This window comes from Streptomyces sp. NPDC001536, assembly GCF_042894505.1.
In the GTDB taxonomy this organism is placed as follows: Bacteria; Actinomycetota; Actinomycetes; order Streptomycetales; family Streptomycetaceae; genus Streptomyces.
Map to the genome: position 1 here is coordinate 152889 of NZ_JBIAVQ010000003.1, position 26842 is coordinate 179730.

A 26842-nucleotide genomic window follows, 5' to 3' on the forward strand; every position below is an offset into this window, starting at 1 on the left:
GGCGCCGGGGCCACGCGCGGGTGGATGTCAGCCGGTGGTCGCCGACGGCGCGGCGGATGCGCTCTTGCAGCTCTCCTGCTGCGCCATCGCCTTGCCGACGTCGCCCTCCTCGAGCGTCTTGAGCGCGTCGCTGCCGCTGGTGCTCAGCTTGTCGAGCGCGGTCGCGATGTCCTTGAGGCCGTCGGCGAACTTCGCCTGGTCCTTGGTGTTGAGCTCGTCGACCTGCTTCTGGAGGGAGGCGTAGGACGAGGCGAGGCTGTTGAGCTCCTTGACGGCGTCCTGCTGCTTCTTCTCGGCGTTCTTGGCGTCCCCGGTGTCCGGCGCGCCGGCCTTCTGCACGGCGGCGCCGATCGCCTTGTAGGCCTCGGCCATGTCCTGGAAGGCCTGGGAGTCGGTCTTCTGGACGTCCTCCGGGGTGCTGTTGTCCGAGGTCTGCTTCTGGATCGCCGTGTTGGCGGCCTCGATCTTCTTGGCCTGCGGCTGCACCGCGCTGCAGACCTCCTTGGCCCAGGCGTCCAGCTTCTCGCTGTTGTCGTCACCGCTGCTGCATGCCGACAGCGCCATCGCCAGTACCGCACCGCCGGACAGCGCGGCCGCGAGCTTCTTGTTCACCGGATTGGTCCCTTCCATGGCTCCTCGGCCCCGGAACATACACGGCAGATGGATGACATCCACAGGTAGGACGTCCGGTAAGTGGTGCATTAAAGCCATTTGCACCAAGTGAGAGAAGGCTCACGAGGAGGGCGTGAACACACAGAACGGGCGGGGGACGCGTCCGTACGCGCCCCCCGCCCGCCCCTTGAGCAGGCGTCCCGTATGACCGCCTACGAAACCACCGCGGGATCGGCCGACTTGACCGACCTCTTGGCGTTCTCCTCGTCGCCCATCGCGATGCCACGCCGCTTGGAGACGTAGACCGCGCCGACGATCACGGCGAGCGAGACGACGGCGATCGTGATCCGTACGCCGAGGCTCTTGTCCTCGCCGTAGCTGAACTTGATGACCGCGGGCGCGATGAGCAGCGCGACGAGGTTCATCACCTTCAGCAGCGGGTTGATCGCGGGACCTGCGGTGTCCTTGAACGGGTCGCCGACGGTGTCACCGATCACCGTCGCGGCGTGGGCCTCGCTGCCCTTGCCGCCGTGGTGGCCGTCCTCGACGAGCTTCTTCGCGTTGTCCCAGGCGCCGCCGGAGTTGGCGAGGAACACCGCCATGAGCGTGCCCGCGCCGATCGCGCCGGCCAGGAACGAGCCGAGCGCGCCGACACCGAGCGTGAACCCGATGAAGATCGGCGCCATGACGGCGAGCAGACCCGGTGTGGCCAGCTCGCGCAGGGCGTCCCGGGTGCAGATGTCGACGACCTTGCCGTACTCCGGCTTCTCGCTGTAGTCCATGATCCCGGGGTGCTCGCGGAACTGCCGCCGCACCTCGTAGACCACGGAACCCGCCGACCGCGACACGGCGTTGATGGCGAGTCCGGAGAAGAGGAAGACGACCGCGGCGCCCGCGATGAGACCGACGAGGTTGTTGGGCTGGGAGATGTCCATCATCAGGCTCATCGGCGCACCGTCGCCGGACAGCTTCTCGCCGACGTCCTGCGCGCCCGTGAAGATGGCGTCGCGGTACGACCCGAAGAGCGCCGCTGCCGCCAGGACGGCGGTGGCGATGGCGATGCCCTTGGTGATGGCCTTGGTGGTGTTGCCGACCGCGTCCAGGTTGGTGAGCACCTGCGCTCCCGCGCCCTCGACGTCACCGGACATCTCGGCGATGCCCTGCGCGTTGTCGGAGACGGGCCCGAAGGTGTCCATGGCGACGATCACACCGACCGTGGTGAGCAGACCGGTACCGGCCAGGGCCACGGCGAACAGCGCCAGCATGATCGACGTACCGCCGAGCAGGAACGCCCCGTAGACGCCGAGGCCGATCAAGAGGGCGGTGTAGACGGCCGATTCGAGACCGATCGAGATACCGGCGAGGACGACGGTGGCCGGGCCGGTGAGCGAGGACTTTCCGATGTCCATGACAGGACGGCGGTTGGTCTCGGTGAAGTAGCCGGTCAGCTGCTGGATGACAGCGGCCAGCACGATGCCGATCCCCACCGCGACGAGCGCGAGGATCCGCGGATCGCCGTCCTTGGCCGCGATCGCCGTGTCGGTGATGCCGTCGAGGTCGGCGTACGAGGACGGCAGATAGGCGTACACCGCGATCGCGACCAGCACGATCGAGATCACCGCGGAGATGAAGAATCCGCGGTTGATCGCCGTCATCCCGCTGCGGTCGGACCGGCGCGGGGCCACCGCGAAGATGCCGATCATGGCGGTGATCACACCGATCGCCGGCACGATCAGCGGGAAGGCGAGTCCGGCGTCGCCGAAGGCCGCCGATCCGAGGATCAGCGCGGCGACCAGGGTCACGGCGTACGACTCGAAGAGGTCGGCCGCCATGCCCGCGCAGTCGCCGACGTTGTCGCCCACGTTGTCGGCGATGGTCGCGGCATTGCGCGGGTCGTCCTCCGGAATGCCCTGCTCGACCTTGCCGACCAGGTCGGCGCCGACGTCGGCGGCTTTGGTGAAGATGCCGCCGCCGACACGCATGAACATGGCGATCAGCGCGGCCCCGAGGCCGAAGCCCTCGAGCACCTTCGGCGCGTCGGCCGCGTACACCAGCACGACACAGGAGGCGCCCAGCAGACCGAGCCCCACCGTGAACATGCCGACGACGCCGCCCGTGCGGAAAGCGATCTTCATTGCTTTGTGCGAGACGGCGGTGAGATCCTTTTCCGGCTCACCTTCCGCAGGGGTCGCTTCCCGTGCCGCCGCGGCGACGCGCACATTGCTGCGCACGGCGAGCCACATGCCGATATAGCCGGTGGCCGCCGAGAACGCCGCGCCGATCAAGAAGAAGACGGATCGACCGGCGCGCTGATTCCAGTCGTCCGCGGGCAGCAGCATGAGCAGGAAGAACACGACCACGGCGAATACGCCGAGCGTGCGCAACTGCCGGGCCAGATAGGCGTTGGCGCCTTCCTGGATCGCCGTCGCGATCTTCTTCATGCTGTCGGTACCCTCGCCCGCCGCGAGCACCTGGCGTACCAGGATGCCCGCGACCACGAGCGCGGCCAGTGCGACGGCGGCGATCACCCAGATGATGATCCGGTTGTCGTCCGTCAGGACCGCGGCTGCGAGGGAAGTGGGATGGTCCAACTGATGAGGGGTAGAAAGCCCCGCCATTCGTCCTCCTTGACGCCTGTGCTGAGCTCAAGATGTGGACGGATTGTAGGTAGCGGAACCTGATCAAAACAGTGCGCGGTAAACGGAATTAGCCTTCACAGGCTCTTCAGCAAATGATCGACGTCACGCCACAGAACCCGAAAGAGCTAATGCCCCAAAGGCATTGACGCTTGATCGAATTATCGGGCGATTGATCGTGAATTCTTTCACGAATTCAGCGAAAAGAAGAAAGGGCCCTGCTGAGCAGGGCCCTCGATGTCTTCTACGACGGTGAGATCAGGGAAGCGTCGCGGCCGGCGGAGTGGTCGGCCAGGTCATACGGATCGACCCGCCGTGCTCCCCTGCGGTGACCTCCACGTCGTCGACGAGGCCGCTGATGACCGCGAGGCCCATTTCGTCCTCGTCGGTCTCCGCGTCCGGGTCCTCGGCGGCCCCGCCGGGCGCCCGGTCACCCGGGGCCGAGCGCGGCGCCTCGTCGCCCACCTCGATGGAGAACTGCTTCTCCTCCTCGATGAGCAGCACCTTCACCGGCGCGGTGATGCCGCCGTTCTGATGCAGTCCGACGGCACGGGAGCAGGCCTCGCCGACGGCGAGCCTGACCTCGTCGAGAACGGCCTCGTCCACTCCGGCCCTGCGCGCCACCGCCGCCGCCACCAGACGGGCGGTGCGGACGTGCTCGGGCAGCGCGCTGAAGCGGAGTTCAACGGTGGCCATGCATCCCCCTCGGAACTACGGGCGTGCTGTCGGGGGACCGGGCGGCCGATAGCCCGGACCCCCATGTACTACGACCGCCCCGGGCTCGGTCCTTTTTCCGCGCCCGGGCCGGGTGAATCAGTCGGTGGCCGCCACCGCTTCCTCGACCGAGGTGTGGATCGGGAACACCTTGGTGAGGCCGGTGATGCGGAAGATCTTCAGAATGCGCTCCTGGTTGCAGACCAGGCGCAGCGAGCCCTCATGGGCACGCACCCGCTTCAGGCCGCCGACCAGCACGCCGAGCCCGGTGGAGTCGAGGAAGTCCACGCCCTCCATGTCGACGACGAGGTGGAAACTCCCGTCGTTCACCAGCTCGACCAGCTGCTCGCGCAGCTTGGGCGCGGTATATACGTCGATTTCGCCACCGACCTCGACGACCGTACGATCGCCGACGGTACGGGTCGACAGGGACAGGTCCACGGATCCTCCAGCACCTTGCTATCGAGCGGTCGCCCGTTAGGACACTCTCGGCAGAGCCCCCAGGACGGTTCGCCAGCCGCGATGGCATTCAATCACTTACCGGCAGGCGTGCACGACGCCTTGGTCCCATTGTCCGTCACGCCAGTGACACACTCGGTGCCGATGGCCAAGAATCACCGATCCGATCGATCCTCGGCGGAACCCGTCTCCCGGCCGGAACCGGGCACGGTCCTGCACCGGCTCGCCTCCGGGCCGAGTCGGGCTGCGCGCATCACTCATACGGAGCACTTGCCCCCGCGTGAGGGTCGGCATGCCGTCTGGCCTGACCGGATTCGTTCGGAGGTCATCGCCGCGGTGCAGGCCGCAGGTGTCGAACACCCCTGGGCCCACCAGGCACAGGCGGCCGAGCACGCCCTCGACGGCGAGTCGGTGGTGGTCGCGACCGGCACGGCCTCCGGCAAGTCCCTGGCGTACCTCACGCCCGTCCTGACGGCCCTCCTGGACGGTTCCGAGGCCCCGAACGGCCGCGGAGCCACCGCGCTGTACCTCGCGCCCACGAAGGCGCTGGCGGCGGATCAGTGGCGTTCTGTGAAGGAACTTTCACAACCGCTGGGCAATTCGGTTCGCCCCGCGGTCTACGACGGTGACACCCCGTTCGAGGAACGCGAGTGGATCCGCCAGTACGCCAACTACGTGCTGACCAACCCGGACATGCTGCACCGCGGCATCCTCCCGTCCCACCCGCGCTGGTCCTCCTTCCTGAAATCGCTCAAGTACGTCGTCATCGACGAGGTCCACACCTACCGCGGCGTCTTCGGCTCCCATGTCGCCCAGGTGCTGCGCCGGCTGCGTCGCCTCTGCGCCCGCTACGGCGCCTCGCCCGTCTTCCTGATGGCCTCCGCGACCGCCGCCGAGCCCGCGGTCGCCGCCCGTCGCCTCACCGGCCTCCCGGTGGTCGAGGTGGCCGACGACGCCTCACCGCGCGGTGAACTGGTGTTCGCCCTCTGGGAGCCCCCGCTCACCGAGATGCAGGGCGAGAAGGGCGCCCCGGTCCGCCGTACCGCCACCGCCGAAACGGCCGACCTGCTCACGGATCTGACCGTGCAGGGCGTCCGCTCGGTCGCCTTCGTACGCTCCCGGCGCGGCGCCGAACTCATCTCGGTCATCGCCCAGGAACGGTTGGCCGAGATCGACCGCTCCCTGGCCCGACGCGTGGCGGCCTATCGCGGCGGCTACCTCCCCGAGGAACGCCGCGCCCTGGAACAGGCCCTCCACTCGGGCGAGTTGCTGGGCCTGGCCGCGACGACCGCGCTCGAACTCGGCATCGACGTCTCCGGCCTGGACGCCGTGGTCATCGCCGGCTATCCCGGCACCCGCGCGTCCCTGTGGCAGCAGGCCGGCCGCGCGGGCCGCTCCGGCCAGGGCGCCCTCGCGATCCTCGTCGCCCGCGACGACCCCCTGGACACCTTCCTCGTCCACCATCCCGAGGCCCTGTTCGAGCAGCCGGTGGAGTCCACGGTCCTCGACCCCGACAACCCGTACGTCCTGGCACCGCACTTGTGCGCGGCGGCGGCGGAACTACCGCTGACGGACGAGGACCTGGAGCTGTTCGGCCCGGAGACGGCGGGCCTGCTCCCCCAACTGGAGGCCGCGAAGCTGCTGCGCCGCCGCACGAAGGCCTGGCACTGGACCCGCCGGGAATCCGCCGCCGACCTCGCCGACATCCGCGGCGGGGGCGGCAGCCCCGTCCAGATCGTCGAGTCCGGCACGGGCCGCCTCCTGGGCACGGTCGACGCGGGCGCCGCGCACACGACCGTCCACGAGGGCGCGGTCCACCTCCACCAGGGCCGCACCTACCTCGTCCGCTCCTTGGACCTGGAGGAGTCGGTCGCCCTGGTCGAGGAGGCGAACCCGACGTATTCGACGGTGGCCCGCGACACGACGACGATCTCCGTCCTGGAGACGGACGTCGAAGTCCCCTGGGGCGAGGGCAGGTTGTGCTACGGCTCGGTCGAGGTCACCAACCAGGTCGTCTCCTTCCTGCGCAGACGTCTCATCACGGGCGAGGTCCTCGGCGAGACGAAACTCGACCTCCCTCCTCGTACGCTCCGCACCCGCGCGGTGTGGTGGACGGTGACCGAGGACCAGTTGGACGAGGCCCGCATCAACCCCGAGATCCTCGGCGGCGCCCTGCACGCGGCGGAACACGCTTCGATCGGCATGCTCCCGCTGTTCGCGACGTGCGACCGCTGGGACATCGGCGGCGTCTCGGTCCCCCTGCACCCCGACACCCTGCTCCCCACGGTCTTCGTCTACGACGGCCACCCCGGCGGCGCGGGATTCGCCGAGCGCGCCTTCCACACCGCCCGCGCCTGGCTCACCGCCACCCGCCAGGCCATCGCCTCCTGCGAGTGCGACGCCGGCTGCCCGTCCTGCATCCAGTCCCCCAAGTGCGGCAACGGGAACGACCCGCTGCACAAGAGGGGGGCGGTGCGGTTGCTCACGGTGCTGCTGCGGGGAGCGCCGGAGGAGAAGCCCGAGGCGGAGGCGGCGCCACCGGGGCCGGCCCGGCAGGATCCGGTGGCGGCGGGGGACGGTCGGCCGGTCCCGGAAGGGGCAGCCTCGCCGTTCCCGGAGGCGGCAGATCCGCCCGCCCCGCAGGGGGCTGCCCCGCCGGTGCCGAAGACGGCAGCCCCGCCGACACCGGAGGAGGCAGGTCCGCCGGTCCCGCCCGGGCCCTGACCTCCGCCGCGAACGGCCCCCGGCCCGCCGTCGCCGTCACGTCCGAGGTCTCGCCCACGATCACGCACCGCACGAGCCGGGCGCCCTGGGCCCGGGCCACCCGCTCCGCCCGGGCGCAGGCCCCCTCGCCGCCCTCCGCCCAGTGGTCCGCCGCCGCGAGCGCCGCGAGATCCGCGCCCCCGGCCGCCCGGTGCCGGGCCACGACGGCCTGCCCCAGGGCGAGTACGACCCCGAACACCACGCACAGCACGGCGATCGCACCGACGCTCCAGACGGTGGCTGAGCCACGGTCGCAGGCGGGCCCCCGACAGCCCTCCTCCAAGGTGGCCGGGCACGAGGCAGAGCTCCGGCACCGCGGGAAACCCCTGCTCATGGGCCCGCCCCCTCCACCGACGCCACCGCCTCCTCCCGTACGTCGAAGGGCAGCCGTCCCAGCAACGGCGGCCTCGCCACGACCACCACCCGGACCTGCGCTCCCTCCCGCTGTCGCTCCCCGCTGACTGTCACCTTCGCTCCGCGCGGTGCCGCCTCACGGGCCACCTCGACGACCGCGTCGGCCGGGTCCTGCCGCGCCGCCGCCCGGGCCCCCGTACGCGCCGCGTCCACGCACTGGATCTGCGCGGCCACCACGAGCAGCCCCCACACGAGCGCCGTGGCGAACATCACCAGCACGGGCAGCACCACGGCCGACTCCGCCGTCACGAACCCCCGGTCCGCGCGACCCCGTTCACATCCGCGCATCGAGCGCCTGCTTCACGATGCCCTGCAACTCCGCGCTGACCGCTCCGCTGGTCACCACCTTGTAGAGAACGGCCGCGAACGCCACCGCCGCGACGATCCCCATCGCGTACTCGGAGGTGACCATCCCCGCGTCCCTCCGCGCCGCACGCGCCCCGCACACCAGGGCACGCATCCGTGCCCGTACCGCCTTGTACATCTCAACCCCCGTATAGGTCGGCTCTGTTGACTGCTGTTGGTTGACTGCTGCTGGTTGACTGCTGCTGGTTCGTTGCTGTTGCTCGATCACTCGCTGTCGGTCCGGTCCCGTCCCGTCATCCGCCACCCCCTCCCAACACCCCGCCGGCCAGGCCGATCACCACGGGCAGCACACCGACCGCGATGAACGCGGGCAGGAAGCACAGCCCCACCGGCGCGGTCACCATGACCGCCGCCCTCCGGGCCCGTGCCGTCGCGGTGCGCGCCCACTCGGCGCGGGCCTCCGCGGCGAGCCGTGCGACCGGTGCGGCCGCGGGGAGCCCGGACACATCGGCCCGTTCCAGCAGCCGGGCCAGCGGACCGGCGCCCGGCATCGAGGCCAGCCGCCGCCATGCCTCGCCGGGCGGACCGCCCAGCCGTACCTCCGCCGCGCCCCGCGCGAGCCCCTCCCCGACCGGCCCGCCCAACGCCTCGCCCACCGCCCGCGCCGCGATCACCGGACCGGCGCCGGCCGCGATACAGGCCGCCAGCAGATCGGCGGCGAGCGGGAGTTGGCGTACCGCCTCCGCGGCGTCGTACGGCTCCCCCGTGTCCTCGGCGCCCTGCCGGCCTCGCCACCACCACAGCCCGGCCGCGACAAGCAGCCCCACCACGACACCGGCGACCCCACCGACCAGCACCCACCCTCCGGCCACCGCCCCGAGCGAGGGCAACCACCGCCGCACGACCTTCCGCACCTCGCCCCGCGGCCCGACGGTCACCGCCTCCCGGGCCACCAGCCGAGTCAGCCGCCGCCGAAGCCTCCGCTCCCGCCGCGCTCCCTCCACCCACCGAGCGATCCACGCGAGCACCATCACGGCCCCCGCGATCACCCCCAGCCTGTGGACAACTTCCGCACTCACAGCGCCCTGCTTCCGAACCCCACGTGACCGCCGCCCTCAGATCCCCACATGACCGCCTCCTCACAGCGCCCGCGCCTGACCGCCGCCTTCACAGCACGCACCCCTCCCGACTCCACCCCGCTCCCGCCCTCACACCGCCTCCGCTCCCCGCACGATCCGCGCCGCCCACCACATCCCCGCCCCTTCCAGCAGGCCGCCGATCACCAGACAGCCCAGGCCGGGCCCGGTGTGCAGCAGGACGTGGAGCGGGTCGGAGCCGAGGGCCGTGCCAAGGAGCAGTCCGAGGGCGGGGAGACCGGCGAGCATCACGGTCGTGGAGCGGGCTCCCGCCAACTGGGCGCGCAGGTCGGCACGTTGGTCCCGCTCCGCGCGCAACGCCGCCTCGAGCCGCTCGAGTCCGGCCGCGAGCCCCGCTCCCCGGTCCACCGCGACCCGCCAGCACGCCGCGAGGCCCAGCAGCCCCTCGGCCCCCGGCTGCCGTGCGGCGCCCGCGAGCGCACCCGGTACGTCCCCGCCGAACCGCGCGGCCGCCAGCACCGCCGACTGCGTCTCCCCCAGCCCCTCGGAGTCCCGCGCGGCACGCAACAGGGCCTCACCCGGCTGCCGTCCGGCCCGTACCTCTCCGGCGAGCGCCCCGCACAACGCGATGACCGCGTCCCCTCGGCACTCCCGGGCCCGCCGTGCCTCGCGCGCCAACCGCACCCGCCGCAGCAACGGCACCCCGGCCGCCCCCACGACGAGCGGCAGCACCGAGGCCCCCAGTACGGCCGGCACCAGTCCGGCCGCCGCCGACCACCACTCGCTCCCCAGCCGCCGTACGCCACCGGCCAGTTGCCGCCAGACCGGCGGACCGGTCCCGACCGCCCCACCGGCCCCCGCGAGCAACAACTCCGCTCGCCGCGCCCCGGATCGCCACCCGACCGACAGCCAGACCGCCGCCCCGGCACACACGAGGGCAGCCCCCGTCCACGCCTCACTCATCACCACGCCCCCTGTCGGCCCCCGCGGCGTCGAGCAGCCCCCGCAGCCGCTCCCACCCCCGCTCGTACACGAACGCCTCCGCGCCCCACCGCAGCGCCGGCACCGTCCGCACCAGCCCCGACGGATCCCGCTCCAGCACATGCACCTCGGCGATCCGCCGCCGCCCGTCGCGGTCACGGGCGAGATGCAGGACGACGGAGAGCGCGGCCGCCAACTGGCTGTGCAGCGCGGCGCGGTCAAGTCCGGCCGCCGTGCCGAGCGCCTCCAGCCGGGCCGGGACGTCGGCCGCGGCGTTGGCGTGGACCGTTCCGCAGCCGCCCTCATGTCCCGTGTTCAAGGCGGCCAGCAGATGCACCACTTCAGGTCCACGCACCTCGCCCACCACCAGCCGGTCCGGCCGCATGCGCAGCGCCTGCCGCACCAGGTCCTCCAGCGAGACCAGGCCCGCGCCCTCCTGGTTGGCGGGTCTGCTCTCCAGGCGTACGACGTGCGGATGGTCCGGCCGCAGCTCCGCGGAGTCCTCGGCCAGCACGATCCGTTCGCCCGGCCCGACGAGCCCCAACAGGGCGCTCAGCAGCGTGGTCTTGCCGCTTCCCGTTCCGCCGCTGATCAGGAACGACAGCCGTGCCTCGATCAGCGCCCGCAGGACCCGGTCCCCGTCCGGCGGCACCGTACCCGCCGTCATCAGCTCGTCGAGCGTGAACGCGCGCGGCCGTACGACCCGCAGCGACAGACAGGTGCAGTCGACGGCCACCGGCGGCAGCACCGCGTGCAGCCGTGTCCCGTCGGGCAGCCGGGCGTCCGCCCAGGGCCGCGCGTCGTCCAGCCGACGCCCGGCCACCGCGGCCAGGCGCTGCGCGAGCCGTCGTACGGCGGCGGCGTCGGGGAACGCGACGGTGGTGAGCTCCAGCCCGCCGCCCCGGTCCACCCAGACCCGGTCCGGCGCCGACACCAGCACATCCGTCACCCGGGGATCGGCCAGCAGCGGCTCCAGCGGACCGCTGCCGACCAACTCGGAGCGCAACCGCTCGGCCGCCCCGAGGACTTCGGCATCACCGAGCACCCGCCCCTGCTCCCGCAGCGCCTGCGCCACCCGCGCGGGCGTCGGCTCGGCCCCACTCTCGGCGAGCCACTGCCGCACACCGTCGAGCAGCCGCGGAGCCATGTCCGCCCCACCCGACGCCCCCACCGCGGCCGCCCCATCACCCGACCGCCACCCCGCAGAGGCCGCATCGCCCAACCGCCCCACCACGGACTCCGCACCGCCCGACCGCCCCACCACCGAAGCCGCACCGCCCGACCGCCACCCCACGGAAGCCACCCCACTCGACCTCCCCGCCAGGGACACCGCACCGCCCGTGCCCGCCACCGAGCCCCCGGCCCGCCCGGCGCCGGACAACGCCCGGCCCGCCTCGTCCGCGTACGTACTCATGCCGCCTCCACCAACGCCCGCTCCCAGAACTCCTTGCAGAACCGCGCCAGCGGCCCCCGTCCGGCTCCCGGCGGCGTCTTGCTCTCGTGGGGCCGCAGCAGGCCCGCCTCCAGGGGCACCTCGCCCACCAGCGGAAGTCCGAGCAGTCGTGCCACCTCCCGGTCGTCGAGCCCGGGCGCATGCGGCCCTCGGACGGCCACGCGCAGATCGCGTACGACCATCCCGACGGCGGAAGCCATCCGCCCGGCCGCAGCGACGGCACGGAGTTCGGCGGGGACGACGAGGATGCCGAGGTCGAGCTGGGCGAGAGTCTCGGTGGTGCCGTCGTCGATGCGGCGCGGCAGATCGACGACGACCGTGCCGCCCCGGCGGCGGGCCGCGGCGAGCACCGCGCGGACGGCCTGCGGCGGGACGGCGACACAGTCCCCGCGGTCCCAGCTGAGGACCCGCAGGGAGTGCAGCCGGGGCAGCGACTCCTCCAGGGCGCCGCCGCCGACCCGGCCGCGCGAGGCGGCGAACGCGGGCCAGCGCAGCCCCTCGGCGGTCTCGCCACCGAGGAGTACGTCGAGTCCGCCGCCCAGCGGATCGGCGTCCACGAGCAGGGTGCGCAGTCCCTCCCGCGCGGAGGTGACGGCGAGCGCGCAGGCGAGGGTGGACGCCCCGGACCCGCCGCGGCCGCCGATGACGCCGACGGTGAGGGCGGGCCGGCCGACGCCCTCGGCGACGTCGGCGATCCGGTCGACCAGCCACTGCTCCCCGTCGGGCAGCATCAGGACATGGTCGGCACCGATCTCGACGGCCCGGCGCCAGACCCCGGAGTCGTCCTGGTCCCGCCCGACAAGCACCACTCCGCCTCTGCGTGCGGCTCCGCGCACGCGCCGCGCGGCGTCGTCGCCGACCAGGACGAGCGGTGCGGCCTCCCATCGGCCTCTCGGTTCCGGCACCCCCGGATGGACCTCGGGTGTGGCGCCGGCCGCCGCGCACAGGCGCAGCAGATCGTCCAGGAGCACCGGGTCATCGGTGATGATCAACGGTTCGCCCTGTCGCCCTCCGGCGGCGGGCGGCGGATCGTGTGTGACGGCTGAGGCCACGATTTCCATCCCCCTTCGCTGCATCTCGCGAGGGCCCCGAGGGCCCCGCGATTCCCAAACGTGTGAAGAACCGGCAACCGGCCTCCATATGAACGGCCGATACGAACCGGCCAAACGCGGCCGACTAACCGGAACCGGCCATCGAGTCGGCGTCGGCGGGCCGCGCTGGAATCACGGTGCAGCGATGCCGGAAATCTTGTGGATCTTGGTCGATAACTGTGGACAACTCAGCGGTTGTGAATATCGCCGTCACCCAAACCGGTGCCCCCCGCACTGCCATCTGTGCGACTTCCGCAGCGCAGCGCGACGGCTACGCACAGTGACGGATCATGGGCATGCGAAAGAGGCGGCCACAGCCGCCTCGACACGGCCGTAGAGCCGCACAGGGACACACAGATAAGGGGAAAAACCCACCCGGACATGCGACGACCCCCACCGGGGGGGAGAGTGGGGGTCGTCTCCACGGCCGACTCGGGGGGGGAGGAGCCGGGCCGGGTTAGCACGGTCGCGAACGATCCGTGACTTCCATGGTGTACCCGAGAGCCTTCTCAGGCAAACCCACGCGCCACACCTTACGCCGAATGGGCTGCGCCTATGCTCAGGGTCGTGGAAAACCACTCCTTGCCCCGCACAGCGGCCTTCTTTGACCTGGACAAGACGGTCATTGCGAAGTCGAGCACGCTCACCTTCAGCAAGTCGTTCTACCAAGGCGGGCTGATCAACCGCAGGGCCGCCTTGCGTACCGCGTATGCCCAGTTCGTGTTCCTCGTCGGCGGTATGGACCACGACCAGATGGAACGGACACGCGAGTACCTCTCGGCACTCGTGCGCGGCTGGAACGTCCAACAGGTGAAGGAGATCGTGGCCGAGACCCTTCACGACCTGATCGACCCGATCATCTACGACGAGGCCGCCTCCCTCATCGAGGAGCACCACACCGCGGGGCGCGACGTCGTGATCGTGTCCACGTCGGGCGCCGAGGTGGTCGAGCCGATCGGCGAACTGCTCGGTGCGGACCGGGTGGTGGCGACCCGGATGGTCGTGGGCGAGGACGGCTGCTTCACCGGCGAGGTGGAGTACTACGCGTACGGCCCGACCAAGGCCGAGGCGATCAAGGAGCTGGCCGAGTCCGAGGGCTACGACCTGGAGCGCTGTTACGCGTACAGCGACTCGGCGACCGATCTGCCGATGCTCCAGTCCGTCGGCCATCCCCATGCCGTGAATCCGGACCGTGCGCTGCGCCGCGAGGCACTCGCGCGCGGATGGCCGATTCTCGATTTCCACCGGCCGGTCCGGCTCAAGCAGCGCCTCCCCGCCTTCTCCGCACCGTCCCGCCCGGCGCTCGTCGCGGCGGCCGCCATAGGTGCGGCGGCGGCCACCGCGGGCCTCGTCTGGTACGCCAGCCGGCGCCGGACGACGGCTCTCTGACCTCCAGAGTGCCCGTTTAGCGACCTTTTGAGAGTAAAAGTAAAGAACTGCAGCCAGGACTTCCGCTTGCCCGGGTCCTGGAGTACAAAGGAGTCAACGGCCCGCGAGACCAAGGACATCCGAAAGGATCACCTTAATAACGCATTTGGCCCCACGGACCGCGCATGATCACCAGGCACCCACGCGACGTCGACCCGTCGATTACGGGCCAGCCGCACCAGGTGACGGGCAAAGTTCCCGACCTGATGGGCAACATATCGAGGACGCTTGGTAACCCGGTGAGAGTGCCAGCGGCGGTACGAATCCTCGTACCGCCGCAACCCTTTTCAGGCCCTCCGAAGGAGGGCCTTTTTCTGTGACGGCAGTTACGCCGCTCCGCGCTGGAGCGCCTCGCACACCGCCGTCGACTCGCGCGCCCCGAGCACGACCGCCTTGCCGCAGTGCTCGATCCAGGCGGCCATGCCCTCGGGGGTTCCGGAGACATACCCGTCGAGCGCGGCCAGATAGGCCGCCCTGCCCAGCTCGGCGTGGCCGACCTCCGCCGGGCAGATGGACTTCGGGTCGAGGCCGCTGCCGATCAGGACGATACGTTCGGCCGTGCGCGCGACGAGGCCGTTGCGGGAGGTGAAGGGCCGCAGGGCGACGATCTCGCCGTGCACGACAGCGGCGGTCACCAGGGCCGGTGCGGAACTGCCCGCGATGATCAGCTCGGACAGGCCCTCCAGCCGGCCGTGCACCTCCGTCGCGTCGGGCAACGGAAGTTCGATCAGGGGCTCGTCGACCGGCTCGCCGACCTGGCGTGGGCGTCCGACCTCGTCGCCGCTGGTCGCGGCCGCCACCAGGTGCAGCCGGGCCAGGACCCGCAGGGGCGACTGCCGCCAGATGGACAGCAGTTGGCCCGCCTCGGCGGTCAGCCGCAGAGCCGCGCCCACGACGCGCGCTTCGTCGTCGCCGCTGAAGTCGGAACGGCGGCGCACCTCTTCGAGGGCCCAGTCGGCGCCGGACAGCGCCGCGGAGCCGCGGGCGCCGCGCAGGGCCGCCTCGGAGGTGATCGCGGTGCTGCGGCGCCGCATGATCCGGTGCCCGTAGACCCGGTCCACGGCCTTGCGCACGGACTCCACGGAGTCGGCCACGCCGGGCAGTGCGCCCAGGGCGGCGAGCGGATCGGCGGTCGCGCCTGTCGTACTCATGAGTACGACATTACGCAACCGTGGCGCGCGCCCCACGAAGGAGTGGTCTTCTTCACGCACGCCTGCCACGTACAGCTATCGCGCCACTACCCTTTGTGAACATGAAAATTGCTTTCGTCGGGAAGGGCGGCAGCGGCAAGACCACCCTGTCCTCCCTGTTCATCCGCCATCTCGCCACCACCGGCGCACCCGTCCTCGCCGTCGACGCCGACATCAACCAGCACCTGGGCGCCGCCCTCGGTCTCGACGAGGCGGCCTCCGCGGCACTGCCCGCGATGGGCGAGCGGCTGCCGCTGATCAAGGACTACCTGCGCGGCACCAACCCGCGCATCGCCGCCACCGAGACCATGATCAAGACGACCCCGCCGGGCGAGGGTTCACGACTGCTGCGGGTGCGCGAGGACAATCCGGTGTACGACGCCTGCGCCCGGCCGGTGGAACTCGACGGCGGGACCGTCCGTTTGATGGTCACCGGCTCCTTCACGGACGCCGATCTCGGGGTCGCCTGCTACCACTCCAAGACGGGAGCGGTGGAACTGTGCCTGAACCACCTGGTGGACGGGCGCGACGAGTACGTCGTGGTGGACATGACCGCGGGCTCGGACTCCTTCGCCTCCGGGATGTTCACCCGCTTCGACATCACGTTCCTCGTCGCCGAGCCGACCCGGAAGGGGGTCTCCGTCTATCGCCAGTACAAGGAGTACGCCCGCGACTTCGGCGTCGTCCTGAAGGTCGTCGGCAACAAGGTGCAAGGACAGGACGACCTCGACTTCCTCCGCGCCGAGGTCGGGGACGACCTGCTGGTGACGGTCGGGCACTCGGACTGGGTGCGTTCCATGGAGAAGGGCCGGCCGCCCCGGTTCGAGCTCCTGGAGGACGTCAACCGCAGCTCCCTGCGCCGGTTGCAGAGCGCGGTCGACGCGACGTACGAGCTGCGCGACTGGGAGCACTACACACGCCAGATGGTGCACTTCCATCTGAAGAACGCCCAGTCCTGGGGCAATGAGCGCACCGGGGCCGACCTGGCGGCGCAGGTCGACCCCGGGTTCGTCCTGAGCGAGAGCGTCGTGGTGAACGCCTGACGGCTGCCGCGACGCCGTACGGCTACCGCTTGGCCGCCGGCGCTCCGGGCACGCCCTTCGGGGCCGGGGCGGGGCGGCCCGAGAGGAAGGACGCCCAGCCCTGCTTCGGGGCCTCGCCGACGCCGAGGGTCCGCATCTTGGCCAGGGCCTCCGGGTCCTGGGCGTCCAGCCAGTCGGCGAGCTGCCGGAAGGAGACACAGCGCACGTCGGGCTTGTTGCAGACCCGCTCGATGGTCTCCTCGACGGCGCGCATGTAGGTGCCGCCGTTCCAGGACTCGAAGTGGTTGCCGATGATCAGGGGCGCGCGGTTGCCGTCGTAGGCCCGGTGGAAGCCCTTGAGCAGGCTGTCACGCATCTGGTCGCCCCAGAACTCGTGCTTGTTCGGGTCGCCGTACATCGTGCCCGACTGGTTCACGGCGAAGTTGTAGTCCATGGTGAGCTGCTCGAAGGAGTGCCCGACGAACGGCACCAGCTGCATCGAGAGGTCCCACAGGCCTTCCTTCTTCTTCGGCCAGACCTGGTCGTTGACACCACTGGTGTCGTAGCGGAAGCCCAGTTCGCGGGCGGCCTTCATGAAGTTCTTCTGGCCCTCCAGGCAGGGCGTGCGGGCGCCGATGAGCTCCTTGTCGTAGTCGAAGGGCAGCGGGCTCGCGTTCTTCATGCCGGTGGTGGTCTTCCAGGACTTCACGAACTGCTTCGCCTGGGCGATCTCGTCCTTCCACTCGTCCACGGACCACTGGCCGACCCCGCCGCCGCTGCCGCAGAAGTGGCCGTTGAAGTGGGTGCCGATCTCGCTGCCCTCCAGCCACGCCCCGCGCAGCTGCTTCACGGTCTCGGCGATGCCCTTCTTGTCGTTGAAGCCGATGTCGGAGCGGCCCGGGGAGTGCTGCGGGGGCTTGTAGAGGTCGCGCTTGTCCTCGGGGAGCAGGTACACGCCGCTGAGGAAGTACGTCATCGTGGCGTTGTTCGCCTTGGCGACCTTGCGGAAGTGGGAGAACAGCTTCTGGGAGTCCTCGCCCGCGCCGTCCCAGGAGAACACCACGAACTGCGGGGGCTTCTGGCCGGGCTTCATCCGCTCCGGTCTGGGCAGGTGGGGCTGGGCTCCGGTGAACGCGGTGGAGCCGTCTCCGATCAGGCGGACCGCGCTCTTGGGCGGCGCCTGGGCCGGCTTCGCCTTCTGCGGGCCGAGGGCCCCCTTCTCGGCACCGTCGGTACCGATCGCGCAACCGGCGAGCGATGCGGCACAGACCGCGGCGACCACGGCGCCCGCGGCGATCCTCTGGGTGGCGGCCATGTTCCGCCCACCTACTTCCTTCTCTCGGGGCCAACGACAGCGCCGTCAAGCTCGCACGAGGTCCGGAATGAATTAGTACGACAAGCCGATGAAGTATCCGCATCACCCTAATGAGTGACTTATTGGGCTATATGCCAGAAAAGTCTATGCCTGGCCTTTACTCTGGATTACGATTCGTTTACCCAGCGTTGATGCATCCCGCCGCTGCACGCCGTGACCCACGGCCGCGACCCGACCCCCCGCCCCGGCGGGGGACCACCTGTTCCGCGACCGCGCTGCCCCGGAGGAGACGGGAACCATGTCCGCCTGCGTCCCCACCCGCGCCACCGACTCGAGTCGGGCCAAGCGCATCCACCGACCCCACAGTCCACCGCCGTCCCGGCCCCGCCGCTTCCGTATCGCGGGCGCCGACGTGTCGGCCTCGATCGCGGTCTTCCTGATCGCCCTGCCCCTGTCCCTCGGCATCGCCCTCGCCACCGGCGCGCCCCTCCAGGCCGGCCTCGTCGCCGCCGCCGTGGGAGGACTCGTCGCCGGCTGGCTCGGTGGCGCCCCGCTCCAGGTGAGCGGCCCCGCGGCCGGACTCACGGTCGTCACCGCCGACCTGATCCACCGCTACGGCTGGCGTACGACCTGTGCCATCACGGTCCTCGCGGGCCTCGCCCAACTGGGCCTGGGCTGCCTGCGCGTGGCGCGCAGCGCGCTCGCCGTCAGCCCCGCCATCGTGCACGGCATGCTCGCCGGCATCGGCGTCACCATCGCCGTCGCCCAGCTGCACATCGTCCTCGGCGGCACTCCGCAGAGCTCCGTCCTGGCCAACCTCCATTCCCTGCCGGCCCAGTTGGCACAGGTGCGTCCCGCCGCCGTGTCGGTGAGCGCGCTGACCCTGGCCCTGCTGCTGCTCTGGCCCCGCATCCCCGGCCGCGCCGGCCGTCTGCTGCGCAGGATCCCGGCCGCGCTCGTCGCCGTCGCCGGAGCCAGCGCGACCGCCGCGCTCGCCGGGCTGACGCTGCCCCAGGTCGACCTGCCCTCGTGGCGCAGCCACGCCCTGGCCGGACTCCCCGAGGGGCCCGTGCTCGGTCTGATCGCCGCCGTGCTGACCACCACGCTGGTGTGCAGTGTGCAGTCGCTGCTCGGCGCGGTCGCCGTGGACAAGATGGCCGCCGGCCGACCCGGACTGACCACCCGCGTCAGACGCTCCAACCTGGACCGTGAGCTGCTCGGCCAGGGCGCCGCCAACATCGTCTCCGGGTCGCTCGGCGGGCTCCCCGTCGCCGGCGTCGCCGTGCGCAGCGCGGCGAATGTGCACGCGGGTGCCGTGAGCCGGAACTCCACGATGCTGCACGGCGTTCTCGTAGTGATCGCCGCGCTGCTGATGGTCCCGGTGCTGGAGCTCATCCCGCTCGCCTCGCTCGCCGCCCTGGTGATGGCCGTCGGCATCCAGATGGTGTCCCTGCACCACATCCGCACGGTGACCCGCCACCGAGAGGTCCTGGTCTACGCCGTCACCACCCTCGGCGTGGTCTTCCTCGGCGTCCTGGAGGGCGTGGTGCTCGGCATCGCCGTGGCCGTCGCCGTCGCCCTGCACCGCGTCGCCCGCACCCGCATCACCCACGACGAGCAGGAAGGAGTCCATCACGTACACGTACGAGGCCAGTTGACGTTCCTCGCCGTGCCCCGCCTCAGCCGGGCCCTGCATCTCGTGCCCCAAGGCGCCCAGGTCGTCGTCGAGTTGGACGGCTCGTTCATGGACCACGCGGCGTACGAGGCATTGCAGGACTGGCAGAACACCCACACCGCGCAGGGCGGCACCGTCGAACTGACCGGCCGCCGCGCCGGGGCCCGGATCGTCGAACCGGGGGACGTCCCCGACGCTCACACCGCGCTCGGGATCGGAACCGGAAACGGGGCCGATGCGGGGTTCACCGACCGCACCGCCGCGGCGGGTTGCCGCTGCCGCCCCTGGACGCCCTGGCGCAACCACCAGTGCGAGGGACCGCGGTCCGCACCGACGCCCGACGGGCACCCTAGCGACTCCGGTGACCCCGGCAAGGCAGACGGGACCGGTCCGTCCAGTCCCAGCGGGCATGAACTGGCTCGCGGCATCAGCGCGTTCCAGCGCAACACCGCTCCCCTGGTGCGGGGCGAGCTGGCCCGGCTGGCCCGTGAGGGTCAGCGCCCGGCGCAGCTCTTCCTCACCTGTGCCGACTCACGGCTGGTCACCTCGATGATCACCTCCAGTGGTCCCGGCGACCTGTTCGTGGTGCGCAATGTGGGCAACCTGGTTCCGATGCCCGGCGAGGAGCGCGGCGACGACTCGGTGGCGGCCGCGATCGAGTACGCGGTGGACGTGCTGAAGGTGCGGTCCATCACGGTGTGCGGGCACTCCGGGTGCGGAGCCATGCAGGCGCTGCTCAACTCCGAGCCCGGGGGCGCCCAGACACCGCTCAAGCGGTGGCTGCGGCACGGGCTGCCGAGCCTGGAGCGCATGGCCGACGACAGCCGTCCGTGGGCCCGGCTCGCCGGACGGCCACCCGCGGACGCGGTCGAGCAGCTGTCGCTGACCAACGTGGTCCAGCAGCTGGAGCATCTGAGCGCGCACGAGTCGGTGGCACGGGCGCTGCGGAAGCGGGAGTTGGAGCTGCACGGGATGTACTTCCACGTGGGCGAGGCACAGGCGTATCTGCTCACCGGGGCGAGCGGGGACGAGCTGTTCGACCATGTGGAGGCGGCGGATCTGTCGGTGTGACGCGGGGACGGGCGGCCCGGCTCTCGTGGCCGCCCGTCACCTACGGTTCAGCGCCCGACGGACGAGGGGGAGGCCGTCAGCTCCATGAAGTCCTTGGCGGTCTCCGTCCGCACACAGGGTTCGATCGTGCCCTCGACCGCGTAGAAGGCCACGGCCCGTGTCTTGCCACTGGTGTCCTCGTGGTTCTCGAAAGCCACGGAGTCACCGGGATGGAGCGTGATCCTCCAGGCCTCCCCGGGGTGGACGGGCTTGCCCTCCGGGAGCTGTTCACCGCGGGGCTGCCTGCACACGTGGCGGGCGTCGAGGTTCTGGATGTCCACGTGGATGCCGCTCGGGCGGAGCCGCTCGGCGAGCTCGCGCTGGGACTCGAGCGTCGGCTCCAGGTCCTTGAGGGTGAGCGTGACACTGCCGTCGCCGTTGCGTTCCACCGCGTACGCCGGTGAGTCGGCCGGCGAGCCCGGCACCAGCACCACCGCGAGCCCGGCCACCGCACAGGCCGCGGCGGCGAGGGCGAGCCGACGGCCCATGAACACGCGGCTCCTCGCGACGGGCACCGAGGAGTCGGCCTCCCGTCGCTCGATCTCACCCTGCAACTCGGCCAGCAGCCGGTCCTCGAACGTCGTCTTCATCGTCATGCCTCTCCCCCGGTGACCCCGGTGACACAAGACAGTGCCGTCCCTCGCGGATCCGCACCCACCGAACCCGCCTCCCCACGCAGCGACTTGCGTGCCCGATGCAGCCGCACCCGCGCCGCGACCTGGCTGATCCCCAGCGCGGCGGCCGCCTCGCCGAGCGTGAGTTGGTCGACGGCGATCAGTTCCAGCACCGCCCGCTCGCCCTCCGGAAGCCGGGCCAGCGCGGCGAGGGCGCGGCGGCCCGGGCTCTCCGCGTCGAGCTTGTCCTCGAGGCGGGCGATGTCGTCGGGCTCCAGGAGCCTGCGGCCCGAGATCCGGCGGTCGCGGGCGGTCTCGCGGGCCACGCGCCGGCGTTCCGAGGAGACGACGTTGCGGGCGATGCCGTAGAGCCAGGCCGTCTCGCTGCCCCGGCCGGGGCGGTAGGTGTGGGCGGAGTCCAGGACGGCCAGAAAGATCTCGGCGGTCAGGTCGGCCACGGTGTGCGGATCCGCGACACGCCGGGCCACGAAAGACGTCATGGCGTCCACATGGCGCCGGTAGAACTCCTCGAAGAGTTCAGGGTCGCGGGCCGCCGTCTGCGGCCCGCCCCGTATCCCTTCCACTCGGTCTCCCCTCTCGTCGGTGACTCGTCGGTGGCGCTTCACCCGTACTTGGGCGGGAGTGTGAAAGGCGTTACAGGCACTGAACTCTGCCTGGTCGGCGTCCGTGGGTACGAATGAACCCGGCCGCCGACCTCGGCGTACACAGACGTACCCACAGGTCTAAACCAATTTTCAAACGACCCTTGTCAGCGCACCCCCCGGTCTGATGAGCTGTGGCCTGGGACACAACGGACACCCTGGGAAAGGGAGATGTCGTGAGCAACGAAAGCCTGGCCAACCTGCTCAAGGAAGAGCGCAGGTTCGCGCCGCCCGCAGACCTGGCAGCGAACGCCAATGTCACGGCGGAGGCGTATGAGCGGGCCAAGGCTGACCGGCTTGGTTTCTGGGCCGAGCAGGCCCGCCGACTGAGCTGGGCCAAGGAGCCGACCGAGACGCTGGACTGGTCGAACCCGCCGTTCGCCAAGTGGTTCAAGGACGGCGAGCTCAACGTCGCGTACAACTGCGTCGACCGGCATGTCGAGGCGGGCAACGGCGACCGGGTCGCCATCCACTTCGAGGGGGAGCCCGGCGACAGCCGCGCGATCACCTACGCCGAGCTGAAGGACGAGGTCTCCAAGGCCGCGAACGCGCTGCTGGAGCTGGGAGTCCAGAAGGGCGACCGGGTCGCCGTCTACATGCCGATGATCCCGGAGACCGCGGTCGCGATGCTGGCCTGCGCCCGTATCGGCGCCGCGCACTCCGTCGTCTTCGGCGGCTTCTCCGCGGACGCGCTCGCCACGCGTATCCAGGACGCCGACGCCAAGGTCGTCATCACCTCCGACGGCGGCTACCGCCGCGGCAAGCCGTCCGCGCTCAAGCTGGCCGTCGACGAGGCCGCCGACAAGGCGGGCAATGTCGAGCACGTGCTCGTGGTCCGCCGTACCGGCCAGGACGTCGCCTGGAACGACAGCCGTGACGTGTGGTGGCACGAGATCGTCGACCGGCAGTCCGCCGAGCACACCCCCGAGGCCTTCGACGCCGAGCAGCCGCTCTTCATCCTCTACACATCGGGTACGACGGGTAAGCCGAAGGGCATCCTGCACACCTCCGGCGGCTACCTCACCCAGGCGTCGTACACCCACCACGCCGTCTTCGACCTCAAGCCGGAGACCGACGTCTACTGGTGCACGGCCGACGTCGGCTGGGTCACCGGGCACTCGTACATCGTCTACGGGCCGCTCGCCAACGGCGCCACCCAGGTCATGTACGAGGGCACCCCGGACACCCCGCACCAGGGCCGTTTCTGGGAGATCGTGCAGAAGTACGGGGTGACCATCCTGTACACGGCGCCCACCGCCATTCGTACGTTCATGAAGTGGGGCGACGACATCCCCGCGAAGTTCGACCTGTCGTCGCTGCGCGTCCTCGGTTCGGTGGGTGAACCCATCAACCCCGAGGCGTGGATCTGGTACCGCAAGCACATCGGCGCCGACCGGACGCCGATCGTCGACACGTGGTGGCAGACCGAGACCGGCGCGATGATGATCTCGCCGCTGCCCGGTGTCACGCAGACCAAGCCGGGCTCCGCGCAGACCCCGCTGCCCGGTATCTCCGCGACCGTCGTCGACGACGAGGCGAACGAGGTCCCGAACGGCGGTGGCGGCTACCTGGTCCTCACCGAGCCGTGGCCGTCGATGCTGCGCACCATCTGGGGCGACGACCAGCGGTTCCTCGACACGTACTGGTCGCGCTTCGAGGGCAAGTACTTCGCCGGTGACGGGGCGAAGAAGGACGACGACGGCGACATCTGGCTGCTGGGCCGCGTGGACGACGTCATGCTCGTCTCCGGCCACAACATCTCCACCACGGAGGTCGAGTCGGCACTCGTCTCGCACCCCTCCGTCGCCGAGGCCGCCGTCGTCGGCGCCGCCGACGAGACCACCGGTCAGGCCATCGTCGCCTTCGTGATCCTGCGTGGCACGGCGAACGCCGAGGACGAGGGCCTCGTCAACGACCTGCGCAACCACGTCGGCGCCACCCTCGGCCCGATCGCCAAGCCCAAGCGGGTCCTCCCGGTGGCCGAGCTGCCCAAGACCCGCTCCGGCAAGATCATGCGCCGGCTGCTGCGGGACGTCGCCGAGAACCGTCAGCTGGGAGACGTCACCACCCTGACCGACTCCACGGTCATGGACCTCATCCAGGCGAAGCTGCCGGCGGCGCCCAGCGAGGACTGATCCACCGAGCCCGTCAGAAGGGGCGCCCGGCGCGAAAACGCGCCGGGCGCCCCTTTTAGGTAAACTAAGGAAAACTAGCGTGACTCCACAGGTGTGCCGGGAAGTCTGGTCGGCGAGCAGTTCCGCCCTACCCACCGACCGGAGGTCCCCCCGATGGCCGCGCCCCGCACCCCCCACCCCCGCAAGGTCTTCGGACGGCTCTCCCTGCCCGAGCGGACCTTCGTCGCGGACGCGCTGCGCACCGAGACGGTCGGCGGTGTCCTGCTCCTCGTCGCCGCCGTCGCCGCACTCGTCTGGGCGAACGTCCCCGCGCTGCACGACAGCTACGAGAGCGTCAGCCACTTCCACCTCGGCCCCGAGGCCCTCGGCCTGAACCTCTCGATCGCGCACTGGGCGGCCGACGGCCTCCTCGCGATCTTCTTCTTCGTCGCCGGCATCGAGCTCAAGCGCGAGCTGGTCGCCGGTGACCTCAAGGACCCCAAGGCCGCCGCGCTGCCGGTCGTCGCGGCCCTGTGCGGCATGGCCGTACCCGCCCTCGTCTACACCCTGACCAACCTCACCGGCGGCGGCTCGCTCGACGGGTGGGCGGTCCCGACCGCCACCGACATCGCCTTCGCCCTCGCCGTGCTCGCGGTCATCGGTACGTCCCTCCCCAGCTCCCTGCGGGCCTTCCTGCTCACTCTCGCGGTCGTCGACGACCTCTTCGCGATCCTGATCATCGCGGTCTTCTTCACCGCCGAGATCGACTTCGCCGCCCTGGGCGGCGCGGTGATCGGCCTGGCCGTCTTCTGGCTGCTGCTGCGCAAGGGCGTACGCGGCTGGTACGTGTACGTGCCGCTCGCGCTCGTCATCTGGGGCCTGATGTACAACAGCGGCGTCCACGCCACCATCGCGGGCGTCGCGATGGGCCTGATGCTGCGCTGCACCACTCGGGAGGGCGAGGAGCACTCGCCCGGCGAGCACATCGAGCATCTCGTACGTCCGCTCTCGGCGGGGTTGGCCGTACCGCTGTTCGCCCTGTTCAGCGCCGGTGTCTCGGTGTCCGGCGGCGCGCTCGGCGATGTGTTCACCAAGCCCGAGACGCTCGGCGTGGTCCTCGGTCTCGTCGTCGGCAAGGCCCTCGGCATCTTCGGCGGGACCTGGCTGACGGCACGCTTCACCCGGGCCTCGCTCAGCGACGACCTGGAGTGGGCGGACGTCTTCGCGGTCGCCGCCCTCGCCGGCATCGGCTTCACGGTGTCGCTGCTCATCGGGGAGCTGGCCTTCGACGGGGACGCGGCGCTCACCGACGAGGTCAAGGCTGCCGTGCTGCTGGGCTCCCTCATCGCGGCGACCCTCGCCACCGTGCTGCTGAAGATCCGCAACGCCAAGTACCGCCGGATGGTCGAGGCCGAGGAGCGCGACGACGACCTCGACGGCATCCCGGACATCTACGAGGAGGACGACCCGGCGTACCACCTGCGCATGGCCGCCATCTACGAGAGCAAGGCCGCCGAGCACCGCCGGATCGCCGAACGCAAGGCCGCCGAACGGGCGCGGCTTGCCGAAGTGACGGGCGGGGCAGGCGAGGAGGACGACCGTCGGGCATGATCTGACGGGACGGTACAAAAGACGAATCCATATCCAGGGAGAACGCGATGAGCGCACCCGACGGCAGCCCGGTCGGCGCCGAACGCAGCATCGGCCAGCTGTTCGCCTCGGCGACGACCGAGATGTCCGCGCTGGTGCACGACGAGATCGCGCTGGCCAAGGCGCAGCTCAAGCGGGACGTGAAGCGCGGCGCGACGAGCGGCGGCGCGTTCATGGTGGCGGGCGGGGTGCTGGTGTTCTCCCTGCCGATGCTGAACTTCGCCCTGGCGTACGGCATCCGCACCTGGAGCGACTGGAACATGGCGGTCTGCTTCCTGCTGTCCTTCGCGGCGAACGTGCTCATCGCGGGCCTGCTGGCGCTGATCGGTGTGGTCTTCGCGAAGAAGGCGAAGAAGGGCGGCGGCGCGCAGAAGACCGCCGCGTCGATGAAGGAGACGGCGAGCGTCCTGCAGAACGCCAAGCCGCATCCGCGGCCGGAGCTGACGCAGGACCGTGTCCCGCCGGCCATCGAAGCTGTGGCACGCTCGTCGTCATGACGGACCCCGCCACACCTGCCTCAGTAGTACGACCGGACGGTCCCTGGACCCATCGTGAGGTGGCCGCCAACGGCGCCCGCTTCCACATCGCCGAGATGGGTGACGGCCCGCTGGTCCTGCTGCTGCACGGCTTCCCGCAGTTCTGGTGGACGTGGCGGCATCAGCTGCCCGCGCTCGCCGACGCCGGGTTCCGGGCCGTCGCCATGGACCTCAGGGGCGTCGGCGGCAGCGACCGCACCCCGCGCGGCTACGACCCGGCCAACCTCGCCCTCGACATCACCGGCGTGATCCGCTCCCTGGGCGAGCCGGACGCCGCGCTGGTCGGCCATGACCTGGGCGGATACCTCGCGTGGACGGCGGCCGCGATGCGTCCCAAGCTCGTACGGCGGCTCGCGGTGTCCTCGATGCCGCATCCGCGGCGCTGGCGCTCGGCGATGCTCTCGGACGTCAAGCAGACGCGTGCCGGTTCCTACATCTGGGGGTTTCAGCGCCCCTGGATCCCGGAGCGGCAGCTCACCGCGGACGACGGCGCCCTGGTCGCCCGGCTGATGCGGGACTGGTCCGGGCCGGTCCTGCCGGACGACGACGCGGTGGAGACGTACCGCCGCGCGATGTGCATCCCGTCGACCGCGCACTGCTCGATCGAGCCGTACCGCTGGATGGTGCGCTCCCTGGCCCGCCCCGACGGCATCCAGTTCAACCGGCGCATGAAGCGCCCCGTGCGGGTGCCGACGCTGCACCTGCACGGCTCGCTGGACCCGGTACTGCGCACGCGCAGCGCGGCCGGATCCGGCGAGTACGTCGAAGCGCCGTACCGCTGGCGGCTGTTCGACGGACTGGGCCACTTCCCGCACGAGGAAGACCCGGTCGCTTTCACGACAGAACTGATCAATTGGCTGAAGGATCCCGAGCCCGATCGGTGACCGTGTGAACGCGCCCGGTATCCGGATCTGAACACCTGTCCGACGAACAGCCAATTGCCCGGCGCATAGGCCAATTGGGGGCCCTGGGGGCGGTTATCGACCTTGGGGCAGGGGCA

At 70.9% G+C, this 26842-nt stretch carries 22 protein-coding genes and 1 pseudogene; 8 read left to right on the top strand and 15 right to left on the bottom strand.

The features are described from left to right. Nucleotides 1-27: 27 nt before the first annotated feature. From ACFY0U_RS09625 to bldG, 4 genes are all read right to left on the bottom strand, one after another. Nucleotides 28-630 (bottom strand): small secreted protein, encoded by a 603-nt coding sequence (locus ACFY0U_RS09625; RefSeq protein ID WP_388632763.1) that lies wholly within the window; start codon nt 628-630, stop codon nt 28-30. A gap of 194 nt (nt 631-824) precedes the next feature. Continuing rightward, nucleotides 825-3230, bottom strand: a complete 2406-nt coding sequence (locus ACFY0U_RS09630; protein WP_388632766.1) for a sodium-translocating pyrophosphatase — start codon at nt 3228-3230, stop codon at nt 825-827. A gap of 276 nt (nt 3231-3506) precedes the next feature. Next, nucleotides 3507-3944 (bottom strand): ATP-binding protein, encoded by a 438-nt coding sequence (locus ACFY0U_RS09635; RefSeq protein ID WP_388632769.1) that lies wholly within the window; start codon nt 3942-3944, stop codon nt 3507-3509. Nucleotides 3945-4061: 117 nt separating this feature from the next. Beyond that, a complete protein-coding gene (bldG, locus tag ACFY0U_RS09640; RefSeq protein WP_003975386.1) occupies nt 4062-4403 on the bottom strand; it encodes an anti-sigma factor antagonist BldG in 342 nt (113 codons plus the stop codon). Between the two features lie 81 nt (nt 4404-4484). Here bldG and ACFY0U_RS09645 point away from each other — a divergent pair, with 81 nt between their 5' ends. After that, nucleotides 4485-7145, top strand: coding sequence for a DEAD/DEAH box helicase (locus tag ACFY0U_RS09645; protein ID WP_388632772.1), 2661 nt, complete (start codon nt 4485-4487; stop codon nt 7143-7145). On the opposite strand, the pseudogene ACFY0U_RS09650 reads toward ACFY0U_RS09645, so the two are convergent. The 7 genes and pseudogenes from ACFY0U_RS09650 to ssd form a co-directional block, all read right to left on the bottom strand. Then, a pseudogene (locus ACFY0U_RS09650) lies at nt 7078-7467 on the bottom strand (Rv3654c family TadE-like protein); the annotation flags it as partial. The gene ACFY0U_RS09645 and the pseudogene ACFY0U_RS09650 overlap by 68 nt on opposite strands. Nucleotides 7468-7514: 47 nt before the next feature. Beyond that, nucleotides 7515-7886, bottom strand: a complete 372-nt coding sequence (locus tag ACFY0U_RS09655) for a TadE family type IV pilus minor pilin (protein WP_388632775.1) — start codon at nt 7884-7886, stop codon at nt 7515-7517. Further along, nucleotides 7873-8082 (bottom strand): DUF4244 domain-containing protein, encoded by a 210-nt coding sequence (locus tag ACFY0U_RS09660; RefSeq protein WP_388632778.1) that lies wholly within the window; start codon nt 8080-8082, stop codon nt 7873-7875. The genes ACFY0U_RS09655 and ACFY0U_RS09660 overlap by 14 nt, the downstream gene beginning before the upstream one ends. 115 nt (nt 8083-8197) lie before the next feature. Continuing rightward, nucleotides 8198-8983 (bottom strand): type II secretion system F family protein, encoded by a 786-nt coding sequence (locus ACFY0U_RS09665; RefSeq protein WP_388632780.1) that lies wholly within the window; start codon nt 8981-8983, stop codon nt 8198-8200. Between the two features lie 129 nt (nt 8984-9112). Next, nucleotides 9113-9964: a type II secretion system F family protein gene (locus ACFY0U_RS09670; protein ID WP_388632783.1), complete on the bottom strand. Its 852-nt coding sequence runs from the start codon at nt 9962-9964 to the stop codon at nt 9113-9115. Then, nucleotides 9957-11129 (bottom strand): TadA family conjugal transfer-associated ATPase, encoded by a 1173-nt coding sequence (locus ACFY0U_RS09675; RefSeq protein ID WP_388634284.1) that lies wholly within the window; start codon nt 11127-11129, stop codon nt 9957-9959. The genes ACFY0U_RS09670 and ACFY0U_RS09675 overlap by 8 nt, the downstream gene beginning before the upstream one ends. 263 nt (nt 11130-11392) lie before the next feature. Beyond that, nucleotides 11393-12496, bottom strand: coding sequence for a septum site-determining protein Ssd (ssd, locus tag ACFY0U_RS09680; protein ID WP_388632785.1), 1104 nt, complete (start codon nt 12494-12496; stop codon nt 11393-11395). A gap of 585 nt (nt 12497-13081) precedes the next feature. Here ssd and ACFY0U_RS09685 point away from each other — a divergent pair. Continuing rightward, nucleotides 13082-13915, top strand: coding sequence for an HAD family hydrolase (locus ACFY0U_RS09685; RefSeq protein WP_388632788.1), 834 nt, complete (start codon nt 13082-13084; stop codon nt 13913-13915). Between the two features lie 365 nt (nt 13916-14280). Here ACFY0U_RS09685 and ACFY0U_RS09690 read toward each other — a convergent pair whose 3' ends face one another. Next, the gene (locus tag ACFY0U_RS09690; protein WP_388632791.1) at nt 14281-15105 is read right to left on the bottom strand and encodes an oxidoreductase; all 825 of its coding nucleotides are present in this window, start codon (nt 15103-15105) and stop codon (nt 14281-14283) included. A 101-nt stretch (nt 15106-15206) separates the two neighbouring features. Here ACFY0U_RS09690 and ACFY0U_RS09695 point away from each other — a divergent pair, with 101 nt between their 5' ends. Next, nucleotides 15207-16187 carry an ATP-binding protein gene (locus tag ACFY0U_RS09695; RefSeq protein WP_388632794.1) on the top strand — a complete coding sequence of 327 codons (981 nt, stop codon included), beginning with the start codon at nt 15207-15209 and terminating at the stop codon, nt 16185-16187. A 22-nt stretch (nt 16188-16209) separates the two neighbouring features. On the opposite strand, the gene ACFY0U_RS09700 is transcribed toward ACFY0U_RS09695, so the two are convergent. Next, the gene (locus tag ACFY0U_RS09700) at nt 16210-17481 is read right to left on the bottom strand and encodes a hypothetical protein (RefSeq protein ID WP_388632797.1); all 1272 of its coding nucleotides are present in this window, start codon (nt 17479-17481) and stop codon (nt 16210-16212) included. 298 nt (nt 17482-17779) lie between these two features. Here ACFY0U_RS09700 and ACFY0U_RS09705 point away from each other — a divergent pair, with 298 nt between their 5' ends. Beyond that, a complete protein-coding gene (locus ACFY0U_RS09705; protein WP_388632799.1) occupies nt 17780-20227 on the top strand; it encodes a bifunctional SulP family inorganic anion transporter/carbonic anhydrase in 2448 nt (815 codons plus the stop codon). 47 nt (nt 20228-20274) lie between these two features. Here ACFY0U_RS09705 and ACFY0U_RS09710 read toward each other — a convergent pair whose 3' ends face one another. Continuing rightward, nucleotides 20275-20862, bottom strand: a complete 588-nt coding sequence (locus ACFY0U_RS09710) for a hypothetical protein (protein ID WP_388632802.1) — start codon at nt 20860-20862, stop codon at nt 20275-20277. Further along, nucleotides 20859-21464, bottom strand: a complete 606-nt coding sequence (locus ACFY0U_RS09715) for an RNA polymerase sigma factor (protein ID WP_388632805.1) — start codon at nt 21462-21464, stop codon at nt 20859-20861. The genes ACFY0U_RS09710 and ACFY0U_RS09715 overlap by 4 nt, the downstream gene beginning before the upstream one ends. A 254-nt stretch (nt 21465-21718) precedes the next feature. Here ACFY0U_RS09715 and acs point away from each other — a divergent pair, with 254 nt between their 5' ends. The 4 genes from acs (at nt 21719) to ACFY0U_RS09735 (ending at nt 26726) form a co-directional block, all read left to right on the top strand. Then, complete coding sequence (gene acs, locus ACFY0U_RS09720) at nt 21719-23677, top strand: acetate--CoA ligase (protein WP_388632808.1); 1959 nt, start codon at nt 21719-21721, stop codon at nt 23675-23677. Between the two features lie 153 nt (nt 23678-23830). Beyond that, a complete protein-coding gene (gene nhaA / locus ACFY0U_RS09725) occupies nt 23831-25267 on the top strand; it encodes a Na+/H+ antiporter NhaA (RefSeq protein WP_388632810.1) in 1437 nt (478 codons plus the stop codon). A 47-nt stretch (nt 25268-25314) separates the two neighbouring features. After that, on the top strand, nt 25315-25803 hold the full coding sequence (locus ACFY0U_RS09730; RefSeq protein ID WP_388632813.1) for a phage holin family protein: 489 nt from the start codon (nt 25315-25317) through the stop codon (nt 25801-25803). Next, nucleotides 25800-26726, top strand: a complete 927-nt coding sequence (locus ACFY0U_RS09735; protein ID WP_388632816.1) for an alpha/beta fold hydrolase — start codon at nt 25800-25802, stop codon at nt 26724-26726. Before ACFY0U_RS09730 ends, ACFY0U_RS09735 begins: the two co-directional genes overlap by 4 nt. Nucleotides 26727-26842 lie beyond the last annotated feature (116 nt).